This is a genomic window from Actinoplanes sp. SE50/110 (genome assembly GCF_900119315.1).
In the GTDB taxonomy this organism is placed as follows: domain Bacteria; phylum Actinomycetota; class Actinomycetes; order Mycobacteriales; family Micromonosporaceae; genus Actinoplanes.
Genome location: NZ_LT827010.1, coordinates 2,881,283 through 2,893,160, shown reverse-complemented (window position 1 = coordinate 2,893,160; position 11,878 = coordinate 2,881,283). Strand labels below are relative to the sequence as shown.

11 protein-coding genes are annotated in these 11,878 nt (G+C 69.9%); 5 read left to right on the top strand and 6 right to left on the bottom strand.

Annotated features, from left to right (window positions below; all coding sequences use genetic code 11):
- Positions 1–13: 13 nt before the first annotated feature.
- On the bottom strand, positions 14–304 hold the full coding sequence (locus ACSP50_RS41795) for a hypothetical protein (RefSeq protein WP_155123486.1): 291 nt from the start codon (positions 302–304) through the stop codon (positions 14–16).
- Positions 305–337: 33 nt separating this feature from the next.
- On the opposite strand from ACSP50_RS41795, the gene ACSP50_RS12845 reads away from it, so the two are divergent.
- The 4 genes from ACSP50_RS12845 (at position 338) to ACSP50_RS12830 (ending at position 4,162) form a co-directional block, all read left to right on the top strand.
- The gene (locus ACSP50_RS12845; protein ID WP_014689977.1) at positions 338–1,696 is read left to right on the top strand and encodes an endo-1,4-beta-xylanase; all 1,359 of its coding nucleotides are present in this window, start codon (positions 338–340) and stop codon (positions 1,694–1,696) included.
- 56 nt (positions 1,697–1,752) lie between these two features.
- Entirely contained in the window at positions 1,753–3,000 is a 1,248-nt protein-coding gene (locus ACSP50_RS12840; protein WP_014689978.1) for a cellulose binding domain-containing protein, read from the top strand.
- 159 nt (positions 3,001–3,159) lie between these two features.
- Positions 3,160–3,462, top strand: coding sequence for a cellulose binding domain-containing protein (locus tag ACSP50_RS12835; RefSeq protein ID WP_014689979.1), 303 nt, complete (start codon positions 3,160–3,162; stop codon positions 3,460–3,462).
- A gap of 28 nt (positions 3,463–3,490) precedes the next feature.
- Positions 3,491–4,162, top strand: coding sequence for an HAD family hydrolase (locus ACSP50_RS12830; protein WP_014689980.1), 672 nt, complete (start codon positions 3,491–3,493; stop codon positions 4,160–4,162).
- Here ACSP50_RS12830 and ACSP50_RS12825 read toward each other — a convergent pair whose 3' ends face one another.
- Complete coding sequence (locus ACSP50_RS12825) at positions 4,163–5,629, bottom strand: endo-1,4-beta-xylanase (protein ID WP_014689981.1); 1,467 nt, start codon at positions 5,627–5,629, stop codon at positions 4,163–4,165. It lies immediately after the preceding gene.
- Positions 5,630–6,190: 561 nt separating this feature from the next.
- On the opposite strand from ACSP50_RS12825, the gene ACSP50_RS12820 reads away from it, so the two are divergent.
- Positions 6,191–6,583, top strand: a complete 393-nt coding sequence (locus tag ACSP50_RS12820; protein ID WP_014689982.1) for a hypothetical protein — start codon at positions 6,191–6,193, stop codon at positions 6,581–6,583.
- Positions 6,584–7,219: 636 nt separating this feature from the next.
- On the opposite strand, the gene ACSP50_RS12810 is transcribed toward ACSP50_RS12820, so the two are convergent.
- The 4 genes from ACSP50_RS12810 to ACSP50_RS12795 all read right to left on the bottom strand — a co-directional run bounded on the left by ACSP50_RS12810 (position 7,220) and on the right by ACSP50_RS12795 (position 11,697).
- Complete coding sequence (locus ACSP50_RS12810; protein ID WP_014689983.1) at positions 7,220–7,963, bottom strand: Pr6Pr family membrane protein; 744 nt, start codon at positions 7,961–7,963, stop codon at positions 7,220–7,222.
- A 201-nt stretch (positions 7,964–8,164) separates the two neighbouring features.
- Positions 8,165–8,902, bottom strand: coding sequence for a YcnI family protein (locus ACSP50_RS12805; protein WP_014689984.1), 738 nt, complete (start codon positions 8,900–8,902; stop codon positions 8,165–8,167).
- Positions 8,903–9,174: 272 nt separating this feature from the next.
- A complete protein-coding gene (locus ACSP50_RS12800; RefSeq protein ID WP_014689985.1) occupies positions 9,175–10,578 on the bottom strand; it encodes a cell wall metabolism sensor histidine kinase WalK in 1,404 nt (467 codons plus the stop codon).
- A 441-nt stretch (positions 10,579–11,019) separates the two neighbouring features.
- The gene (locus ACSP50_RS12795) at positions 11,020–11,697 is read right to left on the bottom strand and encodes a response regulator transcription factor (RefSeq protein ID WP_014689986.1); all 678 of its coding nucleotides are present in this window, start codon (positions 11,695–11,697) and stop codon (positions 11,020–11,022) included.
- Between the last annotated feature and the right edge of the window lie 181 nt (positions 11,698–11,878).

Genomic DNA, 11,878 nt, shown 5'->3' with positions numbered 1-11,878 from the left:
GGGGATGGGAGCGCTAACAGACCTGTTTCCGAAGGTTGTCAGGATGTTTCCAGACATTCAAGAGGTCTTTTGCCGCTCTCTCGCGGCACGCTCCCGGACGACCGGCGTCCGCCCAGGTGGCACCGGAGACGAACAGCTTGGTGCACCATCCGAAAAAGCCGATCTCGTCGCACGACCACGGCACGGCACCGGAGATAACACTTTTGCGGTCATCAATTTCCGGATCGGAAATCGTTATGCCGGCGCCACCACGATGGTCGGATCTTGCCTTGCCGCGAAATGTATTGGCAACATTGCCGTTCATTGATGGAAGCGCTCCCACGGAAGGGCCCCCGCCATGTCCCTGCTCCGCAGAACCCGCTCCCTGCTGCTGGCCTCGGCCGCCGCGGGAGTCGTCGTGGCCGCGAGCGTCGCGGTGATCGGCACCGCCGAGGCGGCGACCACGCTCGGCGCCTCGGCCGCGCAGACCGGCCGGTACTTCGGCGCCGCGATCGCTGCCGGCCGGCTCGGCGACACCACCTACACCGGGATCCTGACCCGCGAGTTCAATGCGGTCACCCCGGAGAACGAGATGAAGTGGGACGCCACCGAACCGTCCCAGGGCCGGTTCACCTTCACCAACGGCGACCGCATTCTCAACCAGGGCCTGACCAACGGGTCCCGGGTCCGCGGGCACGCCCTGCTCTGGCACAACCAGCAGCCCGGCTGGGCGCAGGCACTGTCCGGCAGCGCGCTGCGCAGTGCGGCGATCAACCACGTCACCCAGGTCGCCACGCACTACAAAGGCAAGATCTACGCCTGGGACGTGGTGAACGAGGCGTTCGCCGACGGCGGCAGCGGGGCCCGCCGCGACTCCAACCTGCAGCGCACCGGCAACGACTGGATCGAGGCCGCCTTCCGGGCCGCGCGGGCCGCCGACCCGGGCGCGAAGCTCTGCTACAACGACTACAACACCGACGGGATCAACGCGAAGTCGACCGGCGTCTACACCATGGTCCGCGACTTCAAGTCCCGCGGCGTGCCGATCGACTGCGTCGGCTTCCAGTCGCACCTGGGCACCGGGATCCCCGGCGACTACCAGGCGAACCTGCAGCGCTTCGCCGACCTGGGCGTCGACGTCCAGATCACCGAGCTGGACGTGGCGCAGGGCGGCAACCAGGCGAACGTCTACGCGAGCGTGACCAGGGCCTGCATGGCGGTGTCGCGGTGCGCCGGCATCACCGTCTGGGGCATCCGGGACACCGACTCGTGGCGCAGCGGCGAGAACCCGCTGCTGTTCGACGGCTCCGGGAACAAGAAGGCGGCATACACCTCGGTGCTGAACGCCCTCAACGCCGGCGGGACCACCACCTCGCCGTCCGCACCGTCGCCCAGCACCAGCGTCAGCACTCCGCCGCAGCCGTCCGGGGCCTGCAGCGCGTCGGTGTCGCTCAACTCGTGGAACGGCGGCTTCGTCGCGACCATCAGGGTCACCGCCGGGTCCGCCCCGATCACCGGCTGGAACGTCGGCGTCGCCCTGCCCGCCGGCAGCGCCGTGACCAGCACCTGGAGTGCCACCGCCGGCGGCAGCACCGGCACGGTCAGCTTCCGCAACGCCAGCTACAACGGGCAGCTGGCCGCCGGTGGCACCACCGAGTTCGGCTTCCAGGGCACCGGCACCGGCCCGACCGCGACACCCACCTGCGCCGCCGCCTGACCGATCGACACCCGGCGCCGGTCACCCCCGACCGGCGCCGGAAAGGGGAACCTGAGATGACCCGACGCACCGTGACAGCGATTCTCTGCGCGCTGGCCCTGGCCACCGCGACGCTCACCGGACTGTTCGGCACCGGCGTGCCCGCCACGGCGGCGGTCGCCGGATGCGGCAAGGCACCGACCCTGACGAGCGGCACCCGCACCATCTCCAGCGGCGGCCAGAACCGCACCTACATCCTGCGGGTGCCGGACGGCTACGACCGCAACCACCCGTACCGGCTGATGTTCGCCTTCCACTGGCTCAACGGCACCGCGGCCGACGTGGCGACCGGCGGCCCGGCCGGCGCGACCTGGGCCTACTACGGCCAGCAGCGACTCGCCGGCGCCACCACCATCCTGGTCGCGCCGCAGGGCATCGACAACGGCTGGGCCAACCCCGGCGGCCGCGACCTGGCCCTGGTCGATGCCCTCACCGCACTGATCGAGGGCGACCTGTGCGTCGACACCTCCCAGGTGTTCGCGCTGGGCTGGAGTTACGGCGGTGCGATGAGCTACGCCGTGGCGTGCGCCCGCCCCGCGGTCTTCCGCGCGGTGGCGGTGCTCTCCGGCGCCAACCTCAGCGGCTGCTCCGGCATCGGTCAGCCGGTCGCGTACCTCGGCATCCACGGCATCCACGACAGCGTCCTGGACATCTCCCTCGGGCGCGGCCTGCGGGACAGTTTCGTGCGGGCCAACGGCTGCACCGCGCAGAACCCGCCGGAACCGGCCCGCGGCAGCCTCACCCATGTGGTGACCGCCTACACCGGATGCCGGACCGGTCACCCGGTCGAGTGGGCCGCCTTCGACGGCGACCACACCCCGGAGCCGGTGGACGGGACGACCGCCACGGACGGCGCGCGCACCTGGACCGGCGCGGAGATCGCGAAGTTCTTCGCCCAGCTGCCGAGCACCACCCCGCCGGTGTCGCCGTCGGTCACGCCGTCCGGGACGCCCGGTGGCCAGCCGGGCGGCTGCGCCGTCACCTACCGGGTCGTCAACAGCTGGCCGGGCGGCTTCCAGGCGGAGGTCACCGTCACCAACACCGGCACCACGCCGACCAGCGGATGGCGGGTCGGCTGGACGCTGCCCGCCGGACAATCGATCAGCCAGGTGTGGAGCGGCTCGCTGAGCGTCAGCGGCAACGCCGTCACGGTCGTCAACGCCACGTACAACGGCATGCTCGATCCCGGCGCCGCCGCCACCTTCGGCCTGATCGCCTCCGGCAGCCCCGCCATCACCCCGGCGATCGCCTGCACCCTGCCCTGAACCGGCCGGCGGGAACGGCCGGGACTACCTCACCGCGGCGGACCGCCACGGATACATCGTCGTGCTGCCCGAAGCCACCCGCACCGAGGCCTGGACGGCGCCACCACCTCCCCGCCCCCGTCACCGTCGTCACCCGCACCGGCCGGCACGGCCTGCCGGGTGAGCACCTCGATCAGCGCCTGGCGCACCGGGCTGACCGCGAACCTCACCATCACCGACACCGGGAGCGCCGCCGTCGACGGGTGGGCGCTGGGCTTCACGCTGGCCGCCGGCCAGACCATCAGCTCCGGGTGGAACGCGACCTACTCGCCGGCCAGCGGGTCGGTGACCGCACGGAACGCCGGTTACCACGCCGCGATCCCGGTCAACGGGTCGGTCACCATCGGTTTCCAGGCCGGGCACACCGGGAACACCGCGGCGCCCACCGGGTTCACCCTCAACGGCAACGCCTGCGGGGAGTGAGCCGGGTCGCGGTGGGTACAGGCGGAGGATGGCCGACACCGCGATCTTCGACGTCGACGGCACCCTCGTCGACACCAACTACCAGCACGCCCTGGCCTGGTACCGGTCCTTCCGGCGCTACGAAATCACCCTGCCGATCTGGCGCATCCACCGCGCCATCGGCATGGGTGGCGATCAACTCGTCAAGGCGGTGGCCGGCGACGACGTCGAGCGGCGCCACGGCGACGCGCTCCGCGAGGTCTGGAGCGAGGAGTTCGACCGGCTGATCGACGAGGTCCGGCCGTTCGAGGGAGCCCGCGAGCTGATCGAGGAGGTCAAGTCCCGCGGGTTCCGCCTCGTGCTCGCCAGCTCCGGTAAGAAGCAGCACGTCGAACACTTCCTCGACCTGGTCGGCGGCCGCCCGTTCGCGGACGCCTGGACCACTGCCGACGACGTGGAGAACAGCAAACCCGAGCCGGATCTGGTGGCAACCGCACTGCACCGGGTCGACGGCGTGTCCGGCGTGATGATCGGCGACTCCACCTGGGACTGCGTCGCGGCCCGCAAACTCGAGGTGCCGACCATCGCCGTGCGCACCGGCGGATTCTCGGTTCAAGAGCTTCACGACGCGGGCGCCGTACGCGTCTTCGACTCCCTGGTCGACCTGCGGGAGAGCCTCGACGACACGCCGCTCGGCTCCCCCGCCCCGGCCGACCCCTGATCAGCTCAGGGTGAACCGCTGGTTGGCCTGCCCACTGCAGTCGTAGATCTGCACCTGCTGGCCGTTACCGGTGCCCCAGACGTCGAGGCAGCGCCCCGACTGCACGCCGGTGATGGTCCCGTTGGCGTTGACGTTCCACTGCTGGTTGGCCTGCCCGTTGCAGCTGTAGATCTGCACGGCCGCGCCGTTGCCCGACCCCGCGGCGTCCAGGCAGCGGTTGCCGTACACGGTCAGCTGCTTGCCGGAGGTGAGCGTCCACGCCTGGTTGGTCTGGCCGTTGCAGTCGTAGAGCTGCACCCGGGTGCCGTTGTTCTGCGACGCGTTCGGCACGTCGATGCACCGGCCGGACTGGGCGCCGACGATCCGCCCGGTGCCGGCCGGCGGGGTGGACGGCGACGATGACGGCGAACCGGAGCCGCCGCCCGGGGTCGGCGACGAGGTGACCGGACCGGCCGCGTTCAGGGCGTTGAGCACCGAGGTGTACGCCGCCTTCTTGGTGCCGCCACCGTCGAACAGCAGGGGGCTCTCGCTGGACCGCCACGAATCGCTGTCCCGCACGCCCCACACCGTGATGCCGACACAGCGGGGCACGTTGACGCAGGCCTGAGTGAGCCCGGCGTACTGCGAGGTGGATGCGTTGGTGACGTCGACCTCGGTCAGCGCGACGTCGACACCCAGCGCCGCGAAGCTCGACAGCGTGGTCGGGAAGTTGCCCGGCAGCGAGCTGCCCCCGGTGAAGTGGGTCTGCAGGCCGACGCAGTCGATCGGGACGCCGCGCGACTTGAAGTCCCGGATCATGTTGTAGACGCCCTGGGTCTTCGCGTACGACCAATTCTCGATGTTGTAATCGTTGTAGCAGAGCTTGACCGACGGGTCGGCGGCCCGCGCCGTGCGGAACGCCACCTCGATCCAGTCGTTGCCGGTGCCCTGCAGATTCGACTGCCGACGGCTGCCATCCTCGTTGTACGCCTCGTTGACCACGTCCCAGTAGGCGAGTTTGCCCTTGTAGTGGGCCATCACGCCGTTGATGTGGTCGATCATGGCCTGGCGCAGGCCGCTGCCGTTGAGGCTCTGCATCCAGCCCGGCTGCTGCGAATGCCAGGCCAGCGTGTGACCGCGGACCTTCATGCCGCGCTGGGTGGCCCAGTTGTAGATCTGGTCCCCGGAGCTGAAAGTGAACTGGCCGCGCTGCGGTTCGGTGGCGTCCGGCTTCATCTCGTTCTCCGGCGTGACCATGGTGAACTCACGCCCGGCGATCGTGGTGTAGGTGGCATCGCCGAGCCGGCCCGCGGCGATCGCGGTGCCGAAATAGCGGCCGGACTGGGCGGCGGCGGCACCCAGGGTGCCGGCGGCGGCGTTGGCATCCGGCGTCACCATCAGGGCGGTGAACGCGCCGACGGCGGCGACGGTGCCGGCGAGCAGGGCCCGGACCGGCAGGGATCGCCGGCGGGGGGATTCGTTTGCCACGGTGATCTCCTTGTCAGCTCCGACTCCGGCCGCCGGGCATCGCCGGAGGGCGGGCGGGCCGCCGTCCGGTGCGGGGATTCGACGAGGTGCGGAATCGGAGCCAGAGCGATGGGCTTCGATGCAGCCCATGCTGGCACGGCAACAATGCCGAAACAATATCTACCGGAAAATTTCCGGAAGTATCAATGTCGGCAGCGCCGAGAAAGCTGTCTGAGCTGGGCTCTTAACCAGCTCAGACGGAGGCCTTTGATCCCGAGAGTTTCGAGAAAATATCCGAGAGTTGTGAGTGCGGTCCCTGGCCTGGACATTGCTGACGGCTCCGAGCAGGTAGGCGGCGGTGCCGGTGCGGCCGAGGACGGCCGGCATGTCGGCCCGAAGAACTCCAGTCGTTCTAAAAGTTGTTGGATCGGCCGCCGACGCCGCAACGGGTGTTCCGCCTCAGCCGACCTCACGAGGGCGACAAATGCCTGGTAGAGGCCTGGTACCTTGCCGGCCATGTCACGAGCGCATCTCGAACGACAAACTCGGCCGGAGGTGGACGGGCGGCGGCATCCTGGCCGGATGACCACCCGCCTCCTGCAGATTCTGCTGGGGGTACACCTGTTCGGCGCCCTGCCGTCACTGTTGTGTGCGGTGCTCCGCACCGGCGACTACGTGGCGTTGTTCGCACCGAGCCTGGCACGGCTCGGAGACCCGAAGGACTCGATCCCCTTCCCCTCGGTCGAGGCGGCGCCGTGGTGGTGCCCGCTGTACGCGTGGTTCGTCACGGCCCACTTCCTCGTGGGATTCCTCCTCTTCTTCCCGCTGCCTCTGGTCGGCTGGTCAGTCGCGATGTCGGCGAGAGACCGTGGCCCGTCGGTGCACGCGAGAGCCTGGGTCTGGGCGTGGGGGGCCGTGACCGTGCTGACGTTCTCCCCGTGGGGCTTCGCCCTGCACTATTGGATGGCGGACTGAATCCGCCCCAGGCGTTCACGCCGCTCGCGCCATCCGCACATTGACCGGCGTTGCTGTTGGCTTTTGTCGATTGCCACGTCAAGGCCTACAACTCAAAGCGCATTCGACGCGGCACATGCTGCCGACGGTGGAAGGCGTGCGCGCCGCCACTTCCCGGCTCGAGTCTGCCGCGGTGCGATTTCAGGGGCATGTCCTCTCGACCGGTGATTTCCTTGCCACCTGGGCCACCGAGCTGGCCATTCATCAGCTGGATATGGGACGAGAGCTTGTGCTGTCACAGCCGGCTCCATCGGCCTTACGTCTTGCCCGCTTGACCGTCGAGGACCCGGCCGGGGTGACGGCACCCCGGACGTGGTCGGACGAGAGGGTCGTCCTTATCGGCGCGGGCCGGGTGAGGCCCCATCCACAAGAGCGAACAGAGGCGTCCGAGCTAGTTGAGCAGTCGCCCGTTCTGGGTTGACGACACCCACCAGTTTCGGCAGATTATTGAGTCCTGCCGAACCAGCAACGGCAAATCCGCCCGGACCCGCTCACCTGCGCGGGCCGACTCAAGACGACTTCCATCGCCGGCCGCTTGAACGATGCTCAAGCAGGAAGTAAGCATGGACGGTGCCGAGGACCGGACCTGCGGCAGCGTCACCTATCGCGGTGAGCGACGGGCTCCGTGCCGGAACGGGGAAGCGGCAGGACAGGAGCCGCCGCCTCAGGAGCAGCCGCCACCCTGTACGGGAGACGCGTATCGAGCAGACGCAGCAGGGCGGCCAGCACCGCGGCAACGAGCACGACAGCTGCCAGGTTGGCCAGCACCCTGGGATAACCGAGGCTGTTCACATCGGCGAACGGATACGGATACCAGTCGGTGGCGGCGCCGTGCGCCAGTGTGTACCCGATCCACAGCGTCGGCCAGAGCGCCGCCCAGGCCATGGTCCGCGCGTCGATCCGCGGCCGCGGGCCGAAGAGCAGCCAACCGAGCAGGGCCGCCCACGGGGCGATGTAGTGGAAACCCAGATTGGCCAGGTAGGCGGCCCCGTGCAGCGCCACCTGCCCGGCCAGGATCGTGCTGTACACGATTCCGGTGATCACGATGCCGAGCAGCGCGTCGAGCCGGATGACCCGCCAGACCCGCCCATCCCGGTTCGGATCCCGCAGCAGGGCCAGGGTCGCGATCAGCACCAGCAGGTTGCTCTGAATCGTGAAGTAGCTAAAAAGCCGGACGAATCTTGTCACCACGGTCTCGTGCACCGCGGGCCCGGCATGCGGCGCTGAATCCGTCGCCGTCAGGACGATCTGCGTGATCAGCGACGCCAGGACGATGAACGCCAGCAGCCCGTGCCAAAGACGGGACTTGCCCGCCATGCCCTGCCAGATGCGGACCGTCATGTGTTCTCCAGCAGGCCGTCGTTGATCTTCCGCGGCAGCCTAGCGCAGCTCACCCCGGTTCCGGGACAGACCTTCCCACCCCACTGCCGATGGATCCGTTTCTACCCGGCGTCACCATCGGGAATGGTCCAGCAGACGGCGACCCGATCGACGCGTGTTGCGGGTCCGGCCTCCCGGCGGACCCGCAACCCCGGCGAATCCTCAGCTTGCGGCGGCCTTGCCGGTTCCGGCGGTCTCCGGCTTACGGCTTGCTTTCGCGTACGCGAGTCCGGCCAGCACCAGCGCCACCAACCCGGCGACGAGTCCGGCAAGACCCCAGCCCGTACCGCTGCCCGAATCGCCGGAGTCGTCGGCTTTCGCCGGGGCGGCGGCGGCAGCGGCGGCCGGCGAGGCGCTCGCGGCGGCAGCCGGCACGATCTTGAGCACCGGCGCCGGGCTGTCCGGCTCGGACCCGTCCGCGGTGGGCTCGTCGATCCAGCGGACCACGGTGCCGTCGGAGTACGTCTGCAGCGCCTTGAACACCAGCTGCCCCGATTGCGGCAACGCCCCCATCGACACGTCGAACTCCTGGAACTGCCCCGGCTGGATCTCCGACCCCTTGGCCGCCGTCCAGGTGATCTTGGAAACCGCCTCGGTGATCTCGGTGTCGTGCGATTTGATCGGCGTGGCCAGCTTCGTCTTCACCGCGGTCGCCGTCCATCCCGGCAGCGGCTTCACCGACACCGAGGCGATCGGCTGGTCGGCCGGCAGGTTCACCTCGAGCTTGGTGGTCGACGCGCTGTCCGACTCGTTCGGCACGCGGAAGGCGACCTTCGTGTATCCGCCCGCGGTCGCCGTGTTCGGGTTGACCGTCACATGCGCGGCGGCCGGTCCGGCCAGCGCCAGGGTCAGCAATCCGGCCGCGGCGGCCACCACTGCGGAACGCTTGAGCAGCGACATTGTTGAAGGAACCTTCCGTCGATTCATCGCCCGCTGCCGGGCACGCTCCTTGGTCGGCCCGATGTTGCGGAAAGTTCCCACCCTCCACAGCTTTTCCCCCGATTCTCACCCGTCCGCGCCCCCGCCCCCACCTCCGGGGTCCCGCCGGCCCAGCTCACCCCGCCTCCGGGGTCCCGCCGGCCCAGCTCACCCCGCCTCCGGGGTCCCGCCGGCCCAGCTCACCCCGCCTCCGGGGTCCCGCCGGCCAGCTCACCCCGCCTCCGGGCGGGCCATCACTTCGGGCTCGCCGGGGTTGAAGCGGATACGGGCGTCTGCTGTTTGTCGGCCGGTAGGCGAACCTCGACCCGCAGTCCCGGCTCAGCGTCGCCGAGCGTCACCGAACCGCCGTGCCTGCGCACCAGTTCCCGGACGATCGCCAACCCCAGCCCGGACCCGCCGGCATCCCGCGCCCGTGCATCGTCGAGCCGGGTGAACCGGTGGAACACCCGTTCCCGGTCTTCCGCCGGAATCCCCGGCCCGTCGTCGGTGACCACGACCAGCAGGTCCGTCCCGGACGCTGCCGTACGCACCGTCACCCGGTCCCGTTTGTGCCGGCAGGCGTTGTCGATCAGATTCGCCACCACCCGGGCCAGCCCGTCCGGCTCGGCCACCATCGGCAGCGGCTCGTCGGACGCCACGACCTCCACACCCGGATACCGCGACGCCACCTCATCGACCAACTGCCCGAGGTCGACCTCCTCGAGCCGGCGAGCGACCGCCGCCCGCCCCACCCCGTCATCGGCCCGCGCCAGCAACAGCAGGTCGTCCACCAGCCGGGACAGTCGTTGCACATCGACGAGCAGATCGTCGGTGAAGGCCGCCCAGTCGGTGTCGTCCGGCAGCCGCTGCGCCACCTCCAGCTCGGTTCGCATGTTGGTGAGCGGGCTGCGCAACTCGTGCGCCGCGTCCGCCACGAACGCCCGCTGCCGCGCCCGCGCCGTGTCCAGCCGATGCAGCATGTCGTTGAGCGTGATCGCCAGCCGCCCGACCTCGTCGTGCGAGTCCGGCACCGGCAGCCGTCCGGCCCGGGTCCCCCCGGTGATCTCTTCAGCTCCGGCGCGCAGCGCGTCCACCGGCCGCAGCGCCGCCCCGAGCGCCCGCCACAGCCCGGCCGCCAGCAAGGCCACCAGCAGCGGGAACGCCACCAGCAGCGTGACCCGCAGCAGATGCACGCTCTGCGTCAGCTCGCTGGTCGACCGCGCCACCAGGATTCGCAGCGGCTGGGTGGCCGGACCCGCGGTCAGTTTGACCACCCGGGCCTCGCCCTCGAACCCGATCCGCTCCCCGGGGATCGACCGTCCCTCCCCGTCGGGCAGATCCCGCAGCTCATCCTCGTACAGGAAGGGCACCAGCCGGTCAGCCGTGGCCGACACCGACCGCACCCGCCCCGATTCGTCGATGACCTGAACTTTCGTCTCCGGCGAAACCTCGATCCGACTGGGCAGCTGCCCCTGATCGACCAGGCTCGCCACCCCTCGCGCCGTGTCCATCGCCTGCGAGTGCACCGCCCGCCCCTGCGCGAAGGTCAGCACTGTCACCAGCACCACCCCGCCGGCCGCCAGCCCGAACCCCAGCGCCGCCACCGAGATCAGCAACAGCCGAGCCCGCAGACTCAGCTCCCGAAGCCGCCGCCGCATCACCCCACCGCCCCGCGCGTCTCCCCCACCACCGTCACTGCCCCACGCCCTCCCCGCCCGCCTCACGACCCCACGCCCAGCCGCCGACCCCACCGGCTCACCGGCTCACCGGCTCACCAGCTCACCAGCTCACCAGCTCACCAGCTCACCAGCTCACCAGCTCACCAGCTCACCAGCTCAAGCGGGGGCGCCGACCCCACTGGTTACAAGCCCCCACCAGTTCGATAGCTCAAGCGCCGGCACCGACCCCACCGGCCCGCAACCCCCACCCGCTCACCGGCTCAAGCGCGGGCACCGACCTCACCGTCAACGCCCTTCCGTCAGCTGGCACCACCACGGCGAGCCGCCCACTTCCGAGCCGTGCGCGAACGGCGGCATCACCGCGGCCCGGCGCCACCACGCCACCGGACGACGCGGGAGGGGGCCTCGGTGTCATGGCTGCTACTCGGTGAGGGCGCCGGACGCGGCGACGAGGCGGTAGCCGGAACCGCGGACCGTTTCCAGACGGTCCCGGCCGATCTTGCGACGCAGGTAGCCGATGTAGACCTCCACAGCGTTGGGCGCGGTCTCCAGAGCGGCATCCCAGACATGATCAAGCAGTTCGGTCTTCGAGACGACCTCGCCCGGACGACGGATCAGATACTCCAGCAGGGCGAACTCGCGGGTGGTCAGGGTGACCTCGGTGCCGGTGACCAGCACCCGCTTCTCCGCCGGATCCAGCTCGACATCACCACAGGTCAGAACCACGGGCCGAGCCTGCGTGCCACGGCGCAGCAACGCGCGCAGCCGGGCGAGGAGGACGACGTACGAAAAAGGCTTGGTCAGATAGTCGTCGGCGCCGCAATCCAGACCATCGGCCTGGTCATACTCACCGTCTTTCGCGGAGAGCATCAGCACCGGCAACCAGTGCCGCTCGGCCCGCAACTGTCGCACGACGCGATACCCGGAGAGCCGCGGCAGCATGACATCGAGAATCATCGCGTCATATCCGCCGTGGCGGGCCATCTCCAGCCCGTCCTGCCCGTCGTGGGCCACATCGACCGCGAACCCCTCGGCCTGCAAGCCACGACGCAGCGCAGCAGCCAGCCGTTCCTCGTCCTCCACCACCAGCAACCGCACGATGCCACCTTGTCATGTCGATCCCTCCGGTGGTTACCGGCTCTCAGTCCCGTCACAGCACTCCAGGCCCCACCGCACGCCCTGATCGCATGGAGACCTCTGACACCCGGCACTCCGGCACTCCGGCACTCCGGCACCCCGGCACCCCGGCACCCCGGCACCCCGGCACCCCGGCACCCCG